This is a genomic window from Saccharothrix sp. AJ9571, from assembly GCF_021725495.1.
Classification (GTDB): domain Bacteria; phylum Actinomycetota; class Actinomycetes; order Mycobacteriales; family Pseudonocardiaceae; genus Amycolatopsis; species Amycolatopsis magusensis.
The window spans coordinates 2,184,541-2,203,146 of the sequence record NZ_CP091382.1 but is presented as its reverse complement, the minus strand read 5'-3'; the positions used below and the strand labels follow the sequence as shown (position 1 = coordinate 2,203,146).

Genomic DNA, 18,606 nt, shown 5'->3' with positions numbered 1-18,606 from the left:
CCAGGCTAAAGGACCTGCGAGAGGAACCGCTGCAACCGCGGGCTCTCCGGCTCCTCGAAGACCTGCGCCGGTTCACCCAGTTCGACGATCCGGCCGTGGTCCATGAACGCGACGTGATCGGCGACCTGCCGCGCGAAGCCCATCTCGTGGGTCACCACCAGCAGGGTCAGCCCGCGCTCGGCGAGCCCGGCCATCAGCTCCAGCACGCCCTTGACCAGCTCCGGGTCCAGCGCGCTGGTGGCCTCGTCGAACAGCATCACCTCGGGGTCCATCGCCAGCGCCCTGGCGATGGCCACCCGCTGCTGCTGCCCGCCGGACAACGCCGCGGGCCGGTAGGGCGCCTTGTCGGCCAGGCCGACCTCGGCCAGCCGGTCGCGTGCGACCTGCTCCGCCTCGGCCTTGTCCAGCCGCTTCACGCTGCGCAGCGGCAGGGTGATGTTGTCCAGCACGGTCCGGTGCGGGAACAGGTTGAAGTGCTGGAACACCATGCCCACGCGCCGGCGCAGCTGATCGGCGTCGGTGGCCACCACGCTCTCGCCGTCGAGCAGGATGTCGCCGGAATCCGGCTCCTGCAGCCGGTTGACCACCCGCAGCAGGGTGGACTTCCCGGAGCCGGACGGGCCGATCACGCAGGTGGTCTCGCCCTTGCCGACCCGCAGGTCGACCCCGCGCAGCACCTCGAGCGTGCCGAAGGACACGTGGATGTCGCGCAGTTCCACACTCGCCGCGCCGCTCATGGGCCGACCTTCCCGCCGGCCACCAGGTCCAGCTCGTCCTCGTCGCGCCGGTCGATCTTGCGTCCCTGGCGCAGGCGCTTGTCGATGAAGTTGACCAGGTGCGTCAGCGGCACGGTGATCACCAGGTACAGGAACCCGGCGGCGACCAGCGGCGAGAGGTTGCCGGTGTTCGCCGCGAGGTCCTGGCCGATCCGGAACAGGTCGCGCTGCGAGGACAGCAGGCCGAGGAAGTAGACCAGGCTGGAGTCCTTGATCAGCGCGATGAACTGGTTCACCAGCGCGGGCAGCACCCGCCGCACGCCCTGCGGGATGACCACCAGCAGCATCGCCTTGCCGTAGCCCATGCCGAGCGCGCGGCTGGCCTCCAACTGTCCTTTTTCGACACTCTGGATGCCGGAGCGGAAGATCTCGCCGATGTAGGCGGCGGCGATCAGGCTCAGCGCCAGGATGCCCAGCGGGTACGGGTTGTTGCCGACGATGTCCCGCGCCAGCACGCCGAGCCCCTGGCCGATCAGCAGGATCGTCAGGATGGCGGGCAGGCCGCGGAAGATGTCGGTGTACACCCGGGCGGGCCAGCGCAGCCACCACTTCGCCGACAGGCCCATCACCGCGAGCACCATGCCGAGCAGGGTGCCCAGCAGCGCCGAGGAGACGGCGAAGATGAGCGTGTTCAGCAGGCCGGTCCCCAGCAGCTCCGGGAAGACCGCCCAGATGTACTCCCAGTTGAGGAAGGTGTCCAGCAGAACGTCCACTCAGGACGCCTTGAACTCGGGAGCGGCCGGTGCGGTGGGCAGGAACTGCTGGTGCAGCCGCGCCCAGGTGCCGTCGGCGATCACCTGCTCGAGCCCCTCGTTCAGCTTGCCGAGCAGCTCGGTGTTGCCCTTGCGCACGGCGAACCCGTGCGGCACGTCGGTGGTGAACGGCTTGACCACCTTGAGCTTCGCGTCGGGGTTGTCGGTGACGTTCTTCTCCGCGATGGTCAGGTCGAGGATGTAGGCCTCGACCGAGCCGGTCTTCAGCGCGGTGAGCGCGGCGGCGTAGTCGGGGAAGCGCACCGCCTGTGCGGCGGGCACGGTCGAGGTCAGCCACTTGTCGCCGACGGTCGCCTGGATCACCGCGACCCGCTTGCCCGCCAGCGAGTTCTCGTCGGTGACCGGCGAGCCCTCCTTGGCCTGGATGCTCATCACCTCGTAGTTGTAGGGCGCGGAGAAGTCGACGTTCTTCTTGCGCTCATCGGTCTGCGCGATCGCGGAGCTGGCGAGGTCGAACTGGCCGTTGGCGACCTGGCCGAGCAGCGCGGAGAACTCGGTCGCGGAGAACTCGAGCTGGAGGTTCTGCTTGGCCGCGATGGCCTTGAGCAACTCGTTGTCGAAACCGGTGTAGTTGCCGTTCTCCAGGTAGATGTTCGGCGGCGCGTCACTGAGCGTGCCGACACGCAGTGCGGCGGAACCATCGTCGCCGCCGCTGCACGCGGTGAGCAGCAGCGCGGCGGAAAGGGTGGCGAGCAGTGCCTTCTTCATCGTCATTCCCCTCAGAGACCCGGGTTCGGCACCGGCAGGCCGGGACCGCCCGGCACCAGCTCGGCGGGCAGCGGCTCGGTCTTGAAGAACTGCCCGTGCAGGCGCTGGACCGTGCCGTCGGCGATGGCCGCGGACAGGCCCCGGTTGAGCTTGTCCAGCAGTTCCTTGTTGTCCTTGCGCACGGCGAACGCGGACGGGGTGTCCTTGGTCTCGACCGTGTAGCCGAACTCCAGCGGCACGTCCGGGTTCTGGTCGAGGTACTTCTGCCCGATGTCCTTGGGCACCACCCAGCCGTCGAGCGTGCCGTTGCGGAGCTGCGCGAAACCGGCGTTGTAGTCCGGGAAGCGCACCACCTCGGCGCCGGCGACCTTCTTGCTCGCGAAATCGTCCTGCACGGAGGCCTGGACCACCCCGAGGCGCTTGCCGGAAAACTGCGGGATCTCCTTCAGCCCAGCGTCCTTCTTCGTCACGATCGTGGTGAAGCCGGTGCTGTAGCCGTTGGAGAAGGCGACGGTCTTCTTGCGCTCGTCGGTGGTGGAGATGGTGGAACTGCCGATGTCGAAGGTCCCGTTGTTCACGCTGGCCAGCAGACTGGCGAACTCGGTGCCGACGAACTCCACCGAAAAGCCCTCGCGGCGGGCGATGTCGCGCAGCAGCTCGTTGTCGTAGCCGGTGAAGGTGCCGTTCTCCAGGTAGATCGACGGCGGCGCGTCGGCGAGGGTGCCGACCCGCAGGGTCTGCCCGGCGGGGTCACCGGCGGACGACCCGCAGCCGGCCAGTGCGAGCAGCGCGGTGGCGATGGCAAGGGTTCTGGACAGCGTGGATCTCATGCTTCTTTCCGGGGTTCGGGCGCGCGTCGGCGCGGCAGGTTCGCGCCAACACTAAGGATTTCGCCCGTTCCGGAAATGCCGTCCCACACCGTGGACACGCCCCGGTGCGCTTGCTCACAGGAGGTCTAGAGGATGGGCGCCGGCGCATAGTCCGCGTGCTCGGGGAAGCGCCGCAGCACGCCCTCGACGCGCTTGACCACCGCGCCGACCTGGGCCGTGGCGACCCCGGTGAACGAGATGCGGTCGGCGAGCAGTTTCTCCAGCTCACCGGCGTCCAGCGGGATCCGCTCGTCGGCGGCGAGGCGCGCGACGAGGTTGTTCTCGCCGGTGCCCTCCTCGCGCATGGCCAGCGCGACGGCGACCGCGTTCTCCTTGATCGCCTCGTGCGCGGTCTCACGGCCGACGCCCGCCCGCACCGCGGCCATCAGCACCTTGGTGGTGGCCAGGAACGGCAGGTAGCGAGCGAGCTCACGGTCGACGACGGCCGGGTAGGCGCCGAACTCGGTGAGCACCGTGAGGAAGGTCTCGAAGAGGCCGTCCAGCGCGAAGAACGCGTCGGGCAGCGCGACGCGGCGCACCACGGAATCGGAGACGTCGCCCTCGTTCCACTGGTCGCCGGAGAGTTCGCCGATCATCGACAGGTACCCGCGCAGGACGACGGCGAGGCCGTTGACCCGCTCGCAGGAGCGGGTGTTCATCTTGTGCGGCATGGCCGAGGAGCCGACCTGCCCGGCCTTGAAGCCCTCGGTGACCAGCTCGTGCCCGGCCATCAGGCGGATCGTCTTGGCCAGACTGGACGGCGCCGCGGCGAGCTGGACCACAGTGGACAGCACGTCGAAGTCCAGTGAGCGCGGGTACACCTGGCCGACGCTGTCGAACCGGTTGGTGAAGCCGAGATGGGTGGCCACCTTCGCTTCGAGTTCGTCCAAAGTGGACTTGTCGCCGAGCAGGTCGAGCATGTCCTGCCCGGTGCCGACCGGCCCCTTGATGCCCCGCAGCGGGTAGCGCTCGAGCAGGTTCTCGAGGCGGTCGTACGCCACCAGCAACTCGTCGGCGGCGGTGGCGAAGCGCTTGCCCAACGTGGTCGCCTGCGCGGCGACGTTGTGCGAGCGGCCGGCCATCACCAGATCCGTGTGCTCGACGGCGAGGCTCGCCAACTTGCCCAACACCGCGACGACGCGCCCGCGGACGAGCTCGAGGGAACGCTTGAGCTGGAGCTGCTCGACGTTCTCGGTGAGGTCGCGGGAGGTCATCCCCTTGTGCACGTGCTCGTGCCCGGCGAGCGCGTTGAACTCCTCGATGCGAGCCTTCACATCGTGACGGGTGACCCGCTCCCGCTCGGCGATGGACGCGAGGTCGACCTGGCCGAGCACGCGCTCGTAGTCCTCGATCACCCCGTCGGGCACCTCGACCCCGAGCTCGCGCTGGGCGCGGAGCACCGCGAGCCACAGCTCACGCTCGAGCCGGACCTTGTTCTCCGGGGACCACAACGCGACCAGCTCAGCGGAGGCGTAACGGGCGGCGAGCACATTGGGGATGGAGGGCTTCTCACTCACCGGCTCAGGCTATCCCCCGATCACCCAACCTCCCGGGGTGCCCGTGCCTCATGTCACGAATGTGGCTTTCGAGACGTCCTGCGTCCCGAAAGCCACATTCGTGACACCCCCCGACGCCCTCACCCTCCCCTCCGGAAGGCAACCCCCTTCAGACCGAAACCCGGGAGCCTCACTCGCCCCAAGACCACCCGCCCTTTCAAAAGGAACGCGGGGCACCTCACTCGCCCCCAGGCCGCCCGCCAAACCGCGAGCCGAGAACCTCGCCCGCCCCCTTCAAAGGAAAGCCAGGAACCCCACCATCCCCGCCCAAAGAAAGCCGGGCACCAAAACTTGCCCCCAAGCCCACCCAGCCCTCCCCATCCCCGGTCCCCAGCCAAAAACACGGCGAAGGTCTCCAGGTCAAGGCATCGTTCCCGCCTTGACCTGGAGACCTTCGCCGTAGTCACACTAAAAATCCGGGGGTGGCCCCCAGCCAGAACACCGAGTACATCCCCCCACCCACCTCGGGGGGCGTCCCCAAGCCCAGTCTACCGCCCCCCACCCACGCATCCCCGTTGTCCACAGAGGTTGTCCACAGGTGGAGCTGAGTGTGGACAACTACGACAGGGCTTCCCGCAGCATGCGACCGGCCACCGCTCTCGGGTCCGGGTCGATTTCGATCAGGGCGTTCACCACGGCGCCGTCGACCAGGGCGACCAGGCGTTCCAGCTCGGCGGCGTCCACCGGCGTGCCGGAGCGGGCGAAGATTTCCAGGAGCAGGTGGTCCAGCTCCGCCGAGAGGGTCCGCATCAGGGGGCGCAGGTACTTCCGCCGTCCCGTGGCGACCAGGCGTTCGTACCGCAGCAACACCGCTTCGGCGTCGGCTTCGCGGTCGTCCCGCTTCGGGCCGAGCAGCAGTTCCAGCACCAGGTCGACCAGCGAGCGGTCCCCGGTCTCCTCCAGGCACTGCCTGCCCTGCACCAGTTCGAGCCGCGAGTGGTGCTCGACGGCCGCGGTCACCAGTTCCTCGAGCGAGTCGAAGTAGTACGTGGTGGAGGCCAGCGGCAACCCCGCGCGTTCGGCCACGGCCCGGTGGCGGATCGCGTCGAAACCGCTCTCGGCCAGCAGCTGCGAAGCCGCCTCGATGAGCGCGGCGCGGCGGCGCTCACCCTTCGGCGTGCTCGCGGCAGTGGTCATGGGCGGACATTTTGCCAGTCCGCCACGCGCCGGCCGGTCAGAACCGCTTCGCGAGCGCGTCGGCGACACCCTGCATGTCCTTGGCGAACGGGGCGTCGGTCGAACCGGCGGCCGGGATGCTCAGCACCAGCACGGTCGCGCCGGTCGGTGACTGGGCCTCCGCGCGCAGCGTCCCCTCCGGTTGGGTGGCCAGGGTCAGCGAGAGCCCGGCGGGCACCACCGACGCGGACACCACCCCGCCGTTGACCGGGAATGAGGCAGACCGGAAATCCGTCGAGCACACGCGACCGGGCATCGCCGTCCCGTCCGGGGCGGGGACCGGGAGCTCGCCAGCGAGGGCGGTGGCGAGCTCCCGGTCCGCCTGGTCGCACCCGAAGGTGCCTTCGGCCCGAGGGCCGGTCTCCCCGGTCGTCTCGCCCCCCTGCATGGGCGAGTCGGACGGGAAGCTTTCTGGTGCCGCGACCGGTGGACGTCCGGGCCGGTCCCCAGGTTGCCCCATGGGGCCCAACTGGGTGTTGCCGTTCACCTCTTCGGTCGAAGCGGGCGCCGCCGCGGACATCTCGTCCCCGCTCTCGCGGACGCCCGTGATCACCCCGGCACCCACGAGTACCACCAGGACGGCGCCGCAAACCGCCGAAACCGCGTTGCGCCTGCGCACCTTCGCCCGGTGTGACGCCCTGGTCACCCGGCCGAGGTCGAACGTCGGCTCGGGGGGCTCACCCGGCGCGTCGCGGAACAACGTCTCGAGCTGCCGGTCATCCACGGGAGTCCACCTCCTCACCGAGTCCACCCAGTACCTTCCGCAGGTTCTCCAACCCGCGGGCGGTCTGGCTCTTCACCGTCCCTTCGGAACACCCCAGCGCCTTCGCGGCGCCGCTGACGTCCAGCCCCTCGAAGTACCGGAGCACCAGCACCGCCCGCTGCCTCGACGGCACCCCGCGCAGCCCGGCCAGGAGGTCCTCCCTGGTCGCGACCTGATCGTCGAGCCGGGGGCCGCCCTGACCGGCGGGTTCCGGCAGCTCTTCCACCTGCCGCTCCCGCCGCCACGGCCGCCGTGACTCGTCGATCGAGGCACGGACCAGCGTCTTGCGCAGGTAGGCGTCGGTCGCCGCGCGGTCGCGGATCTTCCGCCACCGCCGGTGCAGCGAGACGAACGCCGTCTGCGCGAGATCGTCCGCGCGGTGCCAGTCGCCGCAGAGCATGTACGCGGTTCTACGCACGGAGTCCCGCTTGGCGGCGAAGTACTCCGCGAACTCCTGCTCCTCGCGCTGGTCCACGCGGTCGGCTCTCCGCTCCTCGGGTGTTCGATAGGGTAGACGGAACCGGGTCCGTCCACGGTTGCACGGGTTCGCGAACGGATCCACCGGAACCGTGATTCCACCGGAACGTTTGAAAGCGCAACGAACGATATGGTGTGATCCGCCCGTGACCTTCGCAACGAGCCCGACCATCGACCTTCGATCGGACACCGTCACCCGCCCGGATGAAACCATGCGCGCCGCGATGGCCTCCGCCGAGGTCGGGGACGCGGTGATCGACGTCGACCCCACCATGCGGCAGCTCGAGGAGCGCACCGCCGAACTGCTCGGCCTGCCCGCCGCGCTCTGGGTGCCGAGCGGGACCATGGCGAACGTCATCGCGCTGACCCTCTACCTCGGCCGCGGTGACCGCTTCCTCGCCCCGCGCGACGCCCACGTCCTGGTGCGCGAGCTGGGCACCTCGGCGTGGCTGGCCGGTGGCATGCCCGAGCCGCTCGAACCCGACGCCGGTCCCGGCCGCCCGACGGCGGCCTCGCTGGCCAGGGCGATCGGCCCGCGCGACAACAGCTACCTGCTGCTGCGGACCACGCTGCTCTGCCTGGAGAACACCCACAACGCCGCGGGCGGCTCGGTGATCCCGCCGCACGAGCACGCGCAACTGGCCGCCACGGCGAAGGAAGCCGGGCTCAAGGTGCACCTGGACGGCGCACGGCTGTGGAACGCCGCCGTCGCGCTCGACCTGCCGGTGGCCGCGCTCGCCGTCGGGGCCGACACCGTGTCGGTCTGCTACAGCAAGGGCCTCGGCGCGCCGGTCGGCTCCGCGCTCGTCGGCGGCCGCGAGTTCATCGAGCAGGCCCGGCGGATGCGTCAGATGCTCGGCGGCGGGGTCCGCCAGGGCGGCGTGCTCGCCGCGGCCTGCCTGCGTGCGCTGGACAACATGGACGACCTCGCCCAGGACCACGAGAACGCGCGGCGGCTGGCCGAGGGGCTGGCGGAGATCGGCTGGACGGTCGGCGCGCCGCAGACGAACATCGTGCTGGCCGGGGTCCCGGACGTGCCGCTGACCATTTCCCGGCTGGAGAACGCGGGCGTGCTCGCCTCGCCGATGGCGGGCAAGGTGCGGTTCGTGACCCACCGCGACGTTTCCGCGCCGGATATCGACGAGGCGCTCCGCCGGATCAAATCCGTTGCCGGTCAGTGAAAGGAACACGATGAACTGGGTGGTCTTCGACTTCGGTGAAGTGATCGTGCAACGCACGGAAGCACTGCCGGAACTCGCCACGCGTTTCGGCGCTTCGCTCGGCGACTTCGAGCCGGTCTACTGGAAATACCGCGACGACTTCGACGCGGGCGGCAGCGACCTCGAATACTGGTGCGCGATCGGCGCCGAACTCGGCACCGAGGTGGATGACACCCGTTCGGCGGAACTCACCGCGCTGGACATCGAGGGCTGGTCACGCACTGACCCGGAAACCCTGGCCCTGTTGGCCGAACTGGACGAGGCAGGCGTGCCGCTGGCCCTGCTGTCCAATGCCTCGTCGTCCATGGGCCGCTGGGTGGAAGAGCAGGAGTGGGCACGGCATTTCCGGCACTTGATCTTTTCCGGTGACCTCGGCGTGCTCAAACCCGATCCGGCGATTTTCGCCGCATTGCTGGACCGGCTCGGTGCACCCGGTGAAGAATGCCTCTTCTTCGACGACCGCCAGACGAATGTCGATGGTGCGATCGCTGCTGGATTGCACGCCGAAAGGTGGATCGGCAGCGCGGGAGCGCGGTCGCAGTTGGGCTGGAAGAGTGCTGCGGGGCCGCTGCCGTTCAGTTGACGAGCGGCACCACCTAGAGTGGGCACCGTCTGTTGCTTCCGTCACAGTTTTCCGAGGTGCTTGCATGACCGGTCCCGGCCCGGTGCCGATCGACTACTCGCAGCCGAGCCAGGCCCGTTTCCACGACGCGCTGCTGGGCGGTGTCGATCACTACGAGGCGGACCGGGCGATGATGCGGCGGGTGCTCGAGGTCGCACCCGAAGCACCGGTGGTGGTGCGGGAACTCCAGCAGTGGATGCTGCGGGCGGTGCGGTTCCTGGCCGAGCGGTGCGAGGTCGCGCAGTTCGCCGACCTCGGCGCCGGCCTGCCCACCGAACCGACCATCCACCAGGTCGTGCAGCAGTTCCACCCGCGCGCGCAGGTGGTCTACGTGGACAACGACCCGCTCGTGCTGGCGCACGGCCGCGCCCGGATGGCCAACTACGACTCCACGCACTTCCTCGGCTGCGACTACACCGACCCCAGGGAGACGCTCGGCGACCTCGCCGTGCACCTCGACCTGGACCAGCCGGTCGGGCTGGTGGTCTGCGCGCTGCTGCACCACCTCGACGACCTCGGCCAGGCCAAGAAGGTGCTGCACGGGTACGTGGACGCACTGGCGCCCGGGTCGTACGTGCTGCTCACGCACATGCACGACGCCGGCGACGGCAGCGAGGCGGACCGCGTCACCAAGGAGGTGCTGAAGCTCTACCAGGGGACCCCGCTCAGCGCGGTGGCCCGCTGCCGGGAGCAGATCGCCTCCCTGCTCGACGGCCTGGACATCCTCGAACCGGGCCTGGTGCACGCGCACGAATGGTGGCCGGACGGCCCGCGCATCCTGCCGGTGCACAACCTGCACCGGATGATGCTGTGCGCGGTGGCCCGAAAGCCTTAGGACAGGGCCAGCAGTACGACGTTGCCCGCCGCGAGCAGGCCGAGCACCAGCGCGGGCAGGTACCGGCCGAGCTGGTCACGCACCCGAAGGTGGACCACGACCGCCCCGGCCATCAGCAGCACCAGCCCCGCCGACGCGGCGATACCCAGCCACACCACCCAGAAGCCGATCAGCAGCCCGGCGACCGCGGCCAGTTCCAGCGCCCCGACCAGTCTGTCCCTGGCCGGGGTGACCCGCAGGTGCGCCGCCGACTGCCGCATGGCGGGCGCGCCCGCGAGCTTCGACCCGCCCGCCGCGCAGAACACCGCGGCCAGCACGACGGACAGGGGCGAGAACACCAGGCCGCTGGAGGTCATCCGGTCAGTCTGCCGCGCCGGCGGCCCCGCGCGCGAGGGTCAGGGACGCAGGCGCTTCGGGTCTTTCTTGCCCTTGATGGCGCCGTAGGCCGCGGTACCGACGAACAGCACGCCACCGATCACCGCCAGCCAGAACAGGCCCTCGACCACGAATCCGAGCACGGTGAACGCCAGCCAGATGACGATCAGCGCCCCGACGATCTTCCAGAACATGGCATCCTCCGCGTTGCTCGACTTGCCCCCACACTCCCACGCCGGGTGCCTGATCAGCTCGTCATCCGGGCAACGTTCAGGGAAAAGCCGGGGTTCCCCCGAGCCAGCCACCCAGGCGCCGGACGGCCTCGGTGATGTCCTCGCTCGCCCCGGCGAAGCTGAAGCGGACGAACTTGCCGCCGTGCACCGGGTCGAAGTCGATGCCGGGGGTGATCGCGAGCCCGGTGTCGGCGAGCAGCCGCTGGCACCAGCTCAGGCTGTCGTCGGTGTGCGCGGAGACGTCGACGTAGGCGTAGAAGGCGCCGTCGACCGGGGCCGCGTTCTCCAGGCCGATGCTTCGGAGGCCGTCGAGCAGCAGGTCGCGGTTGGCGCGGTAGTGCGCGACGTGCCCGTCCAGTTCGGCGTAGGACTCCGGGTGGAAGGCGGCGACCGCGGCCCGCTGGGCCAGCGCGGGCGGGCAGATGGTGAAGTTGCCGGTCAGCACGTCGACCGCGCGGTGCAGCCGCTGCGGCACCAGCATCCAGCCGAGCCGCCAGCCGGTCATCGCGAAGTACTTCGAGAACGAGCCGAGCACCAGTGCCTCGCCGGAGCTCTGCCAGGCGCACGCGGCCTCGGTGTCGTAGGTGATGCCGTGGTAGATCTCGTCGCTGATCAGCTGCACGCCGTGGGAGGAGCACCAGCCGGCGATGGCGGCCAGCTCACCCGGCGGCAGCACGGTGCCCGCCGGATTGGTCGGGCTGGCCACGATCAGGCCCTTGATCGGGCCGAGCGAGTCGAGGAGGTCCACGGTGGGCTGGAAGCGGGTGCTCGCGTCCACGCCGAACTCGACCACCTCGCAGCCGAGCGTGGTCAGCAGGTTGCGGTAGGCGGGGTAGCCGGGGCGGGCCATCGCGACCCGGTCGCCGGGGTCGAAGGCGGACAGGAACGAGAGCAGGAAGCCGCCGGAGGAGCCGGTCGTGACGATCACGTCGTCGGCGCTGACCTCGAGCGAGTACTGGCGGTCGTAGTGCTCGGCGATCGCTTCGCGCAGCTCCGGGATGCCGAGCTGGACGGTGTAACCGAGGTTGTCGTCGTGCAGTGCTTTCTCGGCGGCCTCGCGGACCGGACGCGGTGCGCCCGCGGTCGGCTGGCCTGCCGCGAGCGAGACGACGTCGCCGTGGGAACGGCGGCGGGCCTGGGCGGCGGAGAGCACATCCATCACGTGGAACGGGGGGACGTCGGCGCGGCGGGCCGGACCGGGGAACGTGGCCATGGGGCCGAGCGTAGGTGCGTTGCGCAAGTGTGATCTCCGCGGCCGCAACTGAACAGCGCGTTCGGCGTCCAGAAGGGTGTACCGGACCTTCTGGGGGTTGGAACGTGAAAAGCTGATCTTGGCGGCGACCGGGGTGGCCGCGGCCGTCGTGCTGGGGGCGTGCTCGGCCGGGGGCGGGTCGGGGGCCCCGGCCGGGGCGGCCGCGCCAGCCGGTGAGGTCGCGCCGGTGGTGACCACGACTTCGCCGCCCCCGGCGCCGGTGGAGACGACGAGCACCGCACCCGCGCCGTCGTCCACCTCGGAGAAGCCGACGACCACGAAGCCGAAGCCGTCGTCGAAGAAGCCCGCACCCAAGCCGAAGCCGAAGCCCGCGGCCGGGGTGCCGTGCTCGATCACCTCAGGGGCCTGCGTGGACCTGTCGGCGAAGAAGACCTGGATCCTGCGGGACGGCGCGGTGGCCTACGGGCCGGTGCCGATCACCGCGGGCAAGAAGGGCCACCCGACGCCGGTCGGCACGTTCAGCGTGTCCCACAAGGTGAAGAACTACCACAGCAGGGAGTTCGACGCGCCGATGCCGAACTCGGTGTTCTTCGTACCGGGCATCGCCTTCCACGCCGGCAGCCTGTCGCAGCAGTCGCACGGCTGCATCCACCTGTCGCCAGGCGCCTCGGCGAAGTACTTCTCCACCCTGAAAGTAGGAGACGCCGTCCAGGTCGTGCGCTGACCCGTGTCCTAGGGCCTCGGCCGCGGCGAGTCCCACGTTCCCGCAGCCGAAATCCACACTCAGGCAGCCGAACCCCGCACTCGGGCAGCCGAGTTCCACATTCACGGCCTCACGCCAGCCAGCCGGCAATGCTATGAGTGGGGCATTACTTGCGCCCTCCCGTCGCCCACCGCCACCCTCAACGGAGCTGCGCGCGGTACTTATGCAAGTAATGCCCCATTCATAGCATTGGCTGGGGGTCAGTAGCCCTGGTAACCGCCGCCGCCGGCCATGGCCTTCAGGCCGGGGTGGCCTTCGAAGCCGCCGTAGCGGTCGAAGGTGTAGCGGACGCCGGCGATGATGTTGTCCACCGGGTTGTAGATGTCGTCGTGGCCGGGCAGCTTGTGCGCCTGGAACGTCGGGTCGATGCACTGCATCAGGCCCTTGGACGGGGTGCCCTTCGCCGCGTTGGAGTCCCAGTCGTTGAGGGCGTGCGGGTTGCCGCCGGACTCCTTCTCGATGATCGTCCAGATCTCGTCGATGTTCTCTTCGGTGACCGGGATGCCGTTCTCCTGCAGGATCTTGATGGCTTCCCGGATCCACTGCTCGACGTTGCCGGGCGGCGGGCCACTCGAGGGCGGGCCCCCGCTCGGGCCGAGGCCGCCGCCCCCGCCGGAGGCACCGCCGCCACCGCCGCTGGACGAGCCGCCACCGCCACCGGAGCTGCTGCTGCCGCCACCCCCGGTGGAGTTGCCGTTGCCGTTGGCAGTGCCGGGCGGGGTGACCGAGGAGAAACCGCCCTCGATCTCCTGCTTCATCAGCTTCTGCGCCTCGCCGATCTTGACGTTGGCGTCGTCGAGCAGGCCCTGGATGTCCGTTTTCGCGTTGCTCGCGATGGTGTCGTTCGTTTCCTTGGCGGTCGCGATGATCTGCTCGGGCCCCGGGTTCGGCTTCTCACCCCGGTCGACCGCCTGCTGCGCGAGCGCGGCGGCGGAGTTCGCCGAGGTGATGTTGCCCTCGATCTTGCCCTTGGCGTCGCTGAACTTGCTCTCGATCTGCTGCTTGATGGTGCCGAGGTCCTTCTGCAGCCCCTCGAGCTTTTCCGCGACCTCGTCGAGCTTGTCCTTGAACTTCTTGCCCGCGTCCCCGACCTTCGCCACGTAGGCGAAGAACTCGTCGGCCGCCGGGCCGTCCCACACCTTGCCGTCCTGCAGGGAGGCGGCGGCGTTCTTCAGTTCCGCGGCGTGGTCCTCAGCGCCGGCGGAAGCCTCGCGGAATTCGTCGGCCGCCTGCTGAATGGTGGCCGGTTTGACCTTTTCGACCTCTTTGGCCTTGTTCTCCACCTCCGGCCAGATGGCCGGCATACCCAGTGCCACGATTCCGCCCCTTCACGCCAGAAGAAATGTCACGCCTGGCGTTGCTGCCGGGCAATGGCCTCGCCGGAGGCCTGGTCGTTCTCCGCGATCAAGCCCGCGGCTCGCAGCAGTGCGTCGCTGAGCGAGGTCATCAGCTTGCCGCCCGCTTCGAACTCCGAGTGCACCCCGGTCTGGAAACCGCCCAGTGCTCCCTTGACGTCCTCCGAGCCGCCCATGTCGCCGAAGGGGTTGTGCTCCCCTTCGACCGGCAGGACCTTGCCCTTGGACTTGTCGAACTCGTCGCGCAGCTTGGCCACCCGCCGCGCCGCGATCCCCATCGACTCCGAGTCGTACACAGGCACGTCCGGTCATCCCCTTCACCCAGCCAACGTCCGCCGATCAGACGAAGAAGTCACGGCGGCGGTTCCCTCGACCACCCTAGAACTTCCGCCGCCCCGCGTGCGTGGTTTCCCCCGCTGAGGTGTTTGTAGCATCTCCACCCGGGGAGGGTGCCGTGAAGCCGTTGAATCCGGGAGACCCGCGTCAGGTCGGGCGCTACCGGTTGCTGGCCGCGCTCGGGGAAGGCGGCATGGGCCGGGTGCTGCTCGGCGTCGCGCCGGACGGGCGGCTGGTGGCCCTCAAGCAGGTCCACCCCGGCTTTGCGCACGATCCCGGGTTCCGCGAGCGCTTCCGCCGGGAGGTCGCCACCTCGCGCATGGTCTCCGGCGCCTACACCGCGGCGGTGATGGACGCCGATCCGGACGCGCCCACCCCCTGGCTGGCGTCGGTGTTCGTGCCGGGGCCGTCGCTGACCGAGGCCGTGGCCGCCGGTGGGCCGCTCCCGCCCGGCTCACTGCGGTACCTGGCCGCGGGGCTGGCGCTGGCGCTGACCGAGATCCACCGCGCCGGGCTGGTGCACCGGGACCTCAAGCCCAGCAACGTGATCCTCGCCGTGGACGGGCCGCGCGTGATCGACTTCGGCATCGCCCGCGCGGTCGAGGGCGGCTCCGAACTCACGCACACCGGCTCGATCATCGGCTCGCCCGGCTTCATGTCGCCCGAGCAGGCCGAGGGCCGCCCGCTCACACCGGCCAGCGACGTCTTCTCACTCGGCGCGCTGCTCGCGATGGCGGCCACCGGGCAGAGCCCGTTCACCGGCACGTCCACCCCGCACACGCTCTACAACGTCGTGCACAACCAGCCCGACCTGCGGGCCCTGCCACCCGAGCTCCGCCGGATCGCCGAGCCGTGCCTGGCCAAGGACCCCGCGCAGCGGCCCGGTCCCGGGTGGATCCTCGAACAGCTGGGCCCGATCGCGCCGGTCGCCGGGCCGTGGCCGCCGGTCGTGCCGCACCTGATCGAACAGCAGCGCGTCGCCGTGCAGGCGGCGCTGAACCCGCCCAAGCCCCGGAAATCACGCCGTGGCCTGGTGATCGCGGGGGCGGCGGCCGGGGTGGTCGCGCTGGTCGCGGGGTCCATTCTCGTGGTCGAGCTGACCTCGGCGGACCCGCCGCCCGCCCCACCGGCCGCCGCGGCCCAGCCCGCGCCTCCCACCACCAGGACGCCCGACCCCGATCCGCTCGGCGCCGACAAGCTGCGGACGGTGGACCCGTGCCAGGTGCTCGACGGCCGGTCCGTCCCCGGCGTCGGCGTGCTCGAACCCGAGATCGACGTGCACCTGTGGACCTGCACCTACACCGGGCCCAACGGCGACTGGGTGGACCTCGGCCTCGGCGACACCCCGCCGCTCCAGGGCGTGCCGTCCGGTGAGCTGGCCGGGCTGCCGCTGACGGTCAAGGACGGCAAGTCGTGCGAAGTGGCGGTGCCGGTCCACGGCCGCAGCGACGTGGTGATCAAGGCGTCGACCAGCGCCAGCGCGAAGCTGGACCAGCCGTGCGAGGTCGCCAAGGCCATGCTCACCGAGGCCGTCCAGCGCCTGCGGACGGACCCGCCCCAGCACGAGCAGCCGCCGGGCACGATCATCCCGGTCGACGTCTGCGCGCTCGCCTCCCCGGCCGAAGCCCAGCCCGTGCTCGGGCCGGTGCTCAAGGTCGAGCCGAAGGCGCTGCACGGCTGCCGCTGGGAGGTCTCCGGCTTCCTGGACGTCGAGCTGCTCACCAACTACCCGCCGTCGCAGTCGAAGGACAGCTACTACGACGTCACCGGCACCGTGGACGTCGACGGCATCCCGGTGTACCTGACCAAGAAGTACCGGGACGGCGCCGCTGCGAGCTGCACGCTGACCTGGCTGCACCGCCCCATCGACGACCGCAGCGCCGAGGTGGTCCAGATGCACCACAGCATCACCGGGAGCCGGCCCGCGCCCGAGGAGGTCTGCGGGCCGTCGCTCAACTTCGCCAAGCTGATCCTGCCGAAGTTGCCGAAACCGTAGAGTCGCGCCGTGCAGCCGCTTTCCCCGGACGAACCCCGTCAGCTCGGTCACTACCGCCTGGTCGCCGCACTCGGCGCGGGCGGCATGGGCCGGGTGCTGCTCGGCGTCGCGCCGGACGGCAGGCTGGTCGCGGTCAAGCAGGTGCACGCCCAGTTCGCGCACGATCCCGGTTTCCGCGAGCGGTTCCGCCGCGAGGTGGCCACCTCGCGCATGGTGTCCGGCGCGTACACCGCGGCCGTGATGGACGCCGACCCGGAAGCCGAAACCCCTTGGCTCGCCTCGGTTTTCGTCACCGGGCCGTCGTTGCGGGAGGCGGTGGACGCGGCCGGACCGCTGCCCGTGGCGGCCGTCCGGCAGCTGGCCACCGGCCTCGCCGCGGCACTGCTGGACATCCACCGCGCCGGGCTGATCCACCGGGACCTCAAGCCCAGCAACGTCTTGCTCACCGACGACGGTCCGCGCGTGATCGACTTCGGCATCGCGCGGGCCGCCGGGGACGGGCACGAGCTGACCGGCACCGGCGCGATCATCGGCTCGCCCGCGTTCATGTCACCCGAGCAGGCCGGGACCGCGCCGCTCACCCCGGCCAGCGACGTGTTCTCGCTCGGTGCGCTGCTGGTGATGGCGGCGACCGGGCGCGGCCCGTTCACCGGCACGACCACCGCGCAGACCCTCTACAACGTGGTGCACACGCAGCCGGACCTGAGCGGCGTGCCGCCGGAGGTGCGCCGGATCGCCGAGCCGTGCCTGGCGAAGAACCCCGCGCACCGCCCGACCCCGGCGCAGCTGCTCGACTTCCTCGGCCACGTCGCGCCCGGCACCGCGCCCTGGCCCGAAGCTGTGCACGCGCGAATCAGGCAGCAGGACGCCGAGGTACGCGCCGTGCTGTCCCTGCCGTTGCCGCCGTGGCGCCCGCCCGCGAAGCCGAAGAAGTCGCGGCGGTGGATCTGGGTGACCGCCGCGTCGGTGCTCGCCGTGCTGCTGGTGGCCGGTTCGGTGACCGTCTACCGCCTGGCGAAGGACGACAAGGACCGGCGGGACCCACCGGCCGCGATGTCCATTGAGGACGCCCTGACCCCGGAACGCCTGCTGCGCGCGGATCCCTGCAAGGTGCTCGACAGCGAGTACACCCCGGACGACAGCAACTCCTACACCTACCGCTGCAAGTACACCGGCACCGGGGACGTGCGGTTCGACCTGGTGCTCGGCGACGAGCTGTCCACCACCGGCATCCGCACCTCGCCGACGGTGATCGACGGCCACGGCGTGCTGCTGTCGGACATCAGCGCGGGCTGCGAAGCGATGGTCCGGCTGCCGTCGCGTCCCGGGTCCAGCGTGATGATCTACAACGAGAACAGCGACGGCGACCCGTGCGCGGTCGCCGAGGAAGCGCTGCGCGAGGCACTCGAACAACTCCGCAGCCCGGTGGTGGACCGGCCGGCGGTGCCGGGCAGCCTGCTCACCGTGGACCCGTGCTCGGTGGTCGACGACGCGACCGCGCAACAACTCCTCGGCGCCGCGGTGAAACCGGCGTCGAAGGCGTTGCGCCGGTGCGAGTGGGCCGCGCGGGACACGCTCACCGTCGTCCTCGACAGGGGTTACCCGGAAACCGAGGGCGAGGAGCTCGACCTCGCCGGAACTCCCGCCCGCCGCAAGGAAACCTCGGGCTCCGGCTCGCTGTCGTGCGCGCTGACCTGGGTGCACGGCCAGTCGGACGGCAAAGAGGGCGAGAACGTCCGGCTGACCTACTACTCGTCGACCGGTGGCAACGCCTGCGCGAAAGCCGAGGACGCGGCCAAGAGCGTGCTCCCCAAGCTGCCGAAGGTCTAGACCTCTTCGAGCAGTTCCCAGACGCGCTGCGCGAGCAGGGTGTTGTCGGCCGGGGCGACGGTGGCCCAGTTCCGGTTGTCGGTGTTGCGGGTCAGCTGGAACAGGTAGCGACCGGCGTCCGTGTCGTGGAAGGCGACCACCCGGGACGCCCGGTGCACCTGCCCGTCCCGGCTCTGCCGCTCCACGCCGAACTGGCCGCGGGCGACCGTGCCGATCAGCATGCCCGCCAGTTCCTGGCACTGCCACAACGGCACACCGCGGTCCTCCAACGCGGTGACCAGCGCTTTCGCGTCACCGCGGGCGTCGGCGTCGGCCTCGACGAGCACCTCGTGCGGCAGGCTCACCGAACGGCCCACCCCCGGTTGCACCTCGCCGAGCACCGAGACCGCGGCCTCGGCCAGCGCGCTGTCCCTGGTCGGGATGAGCCACACCTCGTCGCCGTCGACCACGCCGAGCAGCGCCTCGCTGCCCACGCTCACCGCGAGCCCGTGGATCTCCCGTTCCGCCCACACCCAGACGTCGATGCTGACCTTGGGACGGGCGAGCAGGTTGAGCATGTCGAGCACCGCGCCGTCAGCGCGGCGCCCTCTGGCCAGGCCGCGCCCGGCGAGCGTGCGCCAGGCGCGCTCGACCAGCGCGGCCCGTTCGGCGTGGGTGTGGCCCGGCGTCGGGACGTCGAGCGCGACATGCCGATCGGGCAGGCCCTGCGCCTCCCAGAGCATGTCGAATT

The 18,606-nt window shown here is 70.4% G+C and carries 20 protein-coding genes; 6 read left to right on the top strand and 14 right to left on the bottom strand.

Annotation, left to right across the window (positions count from 1 at the left end; genetic code table 11):
* Positions 1–5: 5 nt before the first annotated feature.
* The 8 genes from L3Q67_RS09540 to L3Q67_RS09505 all read right to left on the bottom strand — a co-directional run bounded on the left by L3Q67_RS09540 (position 6) and on the right by L3Q67_RS09505 (position 7,096).
* Positions 6–737: an amino acid ABC transporter ATP-binding protein gene (locus L3Q67_RS09540; RefSeq protein ID WP_209663642.1), complete on the bottom strand. Its 732-nt coding sequence runs from the start codon at positions 735–737 to the stop codon at positions 6–8.
* Positions 734–1,489, bottom strand: coding sequence for an amino acid ABC transporter permease (locus L3Q67_RS09535; protein WP_499189176.1), 756 nt, complete (start codon positions 1,487–1,489; stop codon positions 734–736). The genes L3Q67_RS09540 and L3Q67_RS09535 overlap by 4 nt, the downstream gene beginning before the upstream one ends.
* Complete coding sequence (locus L3Q67_RS09530; RefSeq protein ID WP_499189175.1) at positions 1,490–2,257, bottom strand: ABC transporter substrate-binding protein; 768 nt, start codon at positions 2,255–2,257, stop codon at positions 1,490–1,492.
* An 11-nt stretch (positions 2,258–2,268) separates the two neighbouring features.
* Positions 2,269–3,087 carry a substrate-binding periplasmic protein gene (locus tag L3Q67_RS09525; RefSeq protein WP_499189174.1) on the bottom strand — a complete coding sequence of 273 codons (819 nt, stop codon included), beginning with the start codon at positions 3,085–3,087 and terminating at the stop codon, positions 2,269–2,271.
* Between the two features lie 125 nt (positions 3,088–3,212).
* Positions 3,213–4,643, bottom strand: coding sequence for a lyase family protein (purB, locus tag L3Q67_RS09520; protein WP_499189173.1), 1,431 nt, complete (start codon positions 4,641–4,643; stop codon positions 3,213–3,215).
* A gap of 597 nt (positions 4,644–5,240) precedes the next feature.
* Positions 5,241–5,819 carry a TetR/AcrR family transcriptional regulator gene (locus L3Q67_RS09515; protein ID WP_499189172.1) on the bottom strand — a complete coding sequence of 193 codons (579 nt, stop codon included), beginning with the start codon at positions 5,817–5,819 and terminating at the stop codon, positions 5,241–5,243.
* 37 nt (positions 5,820–5,856) lie between these two features.
* Complete coding sequence (locus L3Q67_RS09510) at positions 5,857–6,582, bottom strand: hypothetical protein (RefSeq protein WP_499189171.1); 726 nt, start codon at positions 6,580–6,582, stop codon at positions 5,857–5,859.
* Positions 6,575–7,096, bottom strand: coding sequence for a SigE family RNA polymerase sigma factor (locus L3Q67_RS09505; protein WP_499189170.1), 522 nt, complete (start codon positions 7,094–7,096; stop codon positions 6,575–6,577). Before L3Q67_RS09505 ends, L3Q67_RS09510 begins: the two co-directional genes overlap by 8 nt.
* A gap of 148 nt (positions 7,097–7,244) precedes the next feature.
* Here L3Q67_RS09505 and L3Q67_RS09500 point away from each other — a divergent pair, with 148 nt between their 5' ends.
* The 3 genes from L3Q67_RS09500 to L3Q67_RS09490 all read left to right on the top strand — a co-directional run bounded on the left by L3Q67_RS09500 (position 7,245) and on the right by L3Q67_RS09490 (position 9,775).
* A complete protein-coding gene (locus L3Q67_RS09500) occupies positions 7,245–8,279 on the top strand; it encodes a threonine aldolase family protein (RefSeq protein ID WP_499189169.1) in 1,035 nt (344 codons plus the stop codon).
* A 10-nt stretch (positions 8,280–8,289) separates the two neighbouring features.
* Positions 8,290–8,901: an HAD family hydrolase gene (locus L3Q67_RS09495; RefSeq protein ID WP_499189168.1), complete on the top strand. Its 612-nt coding sequence runs from the start codon at positions 8,290–8,292 to the stop codon at positions 8,899–8,901.
* Between the two features lie 64 nt (positions 8,902–8,965).
* The gene (locus L3Q67_RS09490) at positions 8,966–9,775 is read left to right on the top strand and encodes a class I SAM-dependent methyltransferase (RefSeq protein ID WP_499189167.1); all 810 of its coding nucleotides are present in this window, start codon (positions 8,966–8,968) and stop codon (positions 9,773–9,775) included.
* On the opposite strand, the gene L3Q67_RS09485 is transcribed toward L3Q67_RS09490, so the two are convergent.
* The 3 genes from L3Q67_RS09485 to L3Q67_RS09475 all read right to left on the bottom strand — a co-directional run bounded on the left by L3Q67_RS09485 (position 9,772) and on the right by L3Q67_RS09475 (position 11,596).
* Positions 9,772–10,131: a DoxX family protein gene (locus tag L3Q67_RS09485; RefSeq protein ID WP_499189166.1), complete on the bottom strand. Its 360-nt coding sequence runs from the start codon at positions 10,129–10,131 to the stop codon at positions 9,772–9,774. The genes L3Q67_RS09490 and L3Q67_RS09485 overlap by 4 nt on opposite strands.
* Positions 10,132–10,170: 39 nt before the next feature.
* A complete protein-coding gene (locus L3Q67_RS09480; protein WP_499189165.1) occupies positions 10,171–10,344 on the bottom strand; it encodes a hypothetical protein in 174 nt (57 codons plus the stop codon).
* A gap of 76 nt (positions 10,345–10,420) precedes the next feature.
* Complete coding sequence (locus L3Q67_RS09475) at positions 10,421–11,596, bottom strand: pyridoxal phosphate-dependent aminotransferase (protein WP_499191476.1); 1,176 nt, start codon at positions 11,594–11,596, stop codon at positions 10,421–10,423.
* Between the two features lie 409 nt (positions 11,597–12,005).
* Here L3Q67_RS09475 and L3Q67_RS09470 point away from each other — a divergent pair, with 409 nt between their 5' ends.
* On the top strand, positions 12,006–12,320 hold the full coding sequence (locus L3Q67_RS09470; RefSeq protein ID WP_499189164.1) for a L,D-transpeptidase: 315 nt from the start codon (positions 12,006–12,008) through the stop codon (positions 12,318–12,320).
* Between the two features lie 239 nt (positions 12,321–12,559).
* Here the strand turns inward: L3Q67_RS09470 and L3Q67_RS09465 are convergent, their stop codons facing one another.
* Positions 12,560–13,678, bottom strand: coding sequence for a transglycosylase SLT domain-containing protein (locus L3Q67_RS09465; protein WP_499191475.1), 1,119 nt, complete (start codon positions 13,676–13,678; stop codon positions 12,560–12,562).
* A 26-nt stretch (positions 13,679–13,704) separates the two neighbouring features.
* Positions 13,705–14,016 carry a hypothetical protein gene (locus L3Q67_RS09460; protein ID WP_499189163.1) on the bottom strand — a complete coding sequence of 104 codons (312 nt, stop codon included), beginning with the start codon at positions 14,014–14,016 and terminating at the stop codon, positions 13,705–13,707.
* Between the two features lie 152 nt (positions 14,017–14,168).
* Here L3Q67_RS09460 and L3Q67_RS09455 point away from each other — a divergent pair, with 152 nt between their 5' ends.
* Together L3Q67_RS09455 and L3Q67_RS09450 are read left to right on the top strand one after the other, a co-directional pair.
* Positions 14,169–16,046, top strand: a complete 1,878-nt coding sequence (locus L3Q67_RS09455; RefSeq protein ID WP_499189162.1) for a serine/threonine-protein kinase — start codon at positions 14,169–14,171, stop codon at positions 16,044–16,046.
* 9 nt (positions 16,047–16,055) lie between these two features.
* A complete protein-coding gene (locus tag L3Q67_RS09450) occupies positions 16,056–17,876 on the top strand; it encodes a serine/threonine-protein kinase (protein ID WP_499189161.1) in 1,821 nt (606 codons plus the stop codon).
* On the opposite strand, the gene L3Q67_RS09445 is transcribed toward L3Q67_RS09450, so the two are convergent.
* A complete protein-coding gene (locus L3Q67_RS09445) occupies positions 17,873–18,598 on the bottom strand; it encodes an ESX secretion-associated protein EspG (protein WP_499191474.1) in 726 nt (241 codons plus the stop codon). The genes L3Q67_RS09450 and L3Q67_RS09445 overlap by 4 nt on opposite strands.
* Positions 18,599–18,606 lie beyond the last annotated feature (8 nt).

Coding starts and splice junctions, on each gene's coding strand:
- L3Q67_RS09480 (WP_499189165.1), bottom strand. CDS start 10,344: ATGTTCTGGAAGATCGTCGGGGCGCTGATCGTCATCTGGCTGGCGTTC.
- L3Q67_RS09485 (WP_499189166.1), bottom strand. CDS start 10,131: ATGACCTCCAGCGGCCTGGTGTTCTCGCCCCTGTCCGTCGTGCTGGCC.
- L3Q67_RS09490 (WP_499189167.1), top strand. CDS start 8,966: ATGACCGGTCCCGGCCCGGTGCCGATCGACTACTCGCAGCCGAGCCAG.
- L3Q67_RS09530 (WP_499189175.1), bottom strand. CDS start 2,257: ATGAAGAAGGCACTGCTCGCCACCCTTTCCGCCGCGCTGCTGCTCACC.
- L3Q67_RS09525 (WP_499189174.1), bottom strand. CDS start 3,087: ATGAGATCCACGCTGTCCAGAACCCTTGCCATCGCCACCGCGCTGCTC.
- L3Q67_RS09515 (WP_499189172.1), bottom strand. CDS start 5,819: ATGACCACTGCCGCGAGCACGCCGAAGGGTGAGCGCCGCCGCGCCGCG.
- L3Q67_RS09475 (WP_499191476.1), bottom strand. CDS start 11,596: ATGGCCACGTTCCCCGGTCCGGCCCGCCGCGCCGACGTCCCCCCGTTC.
- L3Q67_RS09445 (WP_499191474.1), bottom strand. CDS start 18,598: ATGCTCTGGGAGGCGCAGGGCCTGCCCGATCGGCATGTCGCGCTCGAC.
- L3Q67_RS09540 (WP_209663642.1), bottom strand. CDS start 737: ATGAGCGGCGCGGCGAGTGTGGAACTGCGCGACATCCACGTGTCCTTC.
- L3Q67_RS09495 (WP_499189168.1), top strand. CDS start 8,290: ATGAACTGGGTGGTCTTCGACTTCGGTGAAGTGATCGTGCAACGCACG.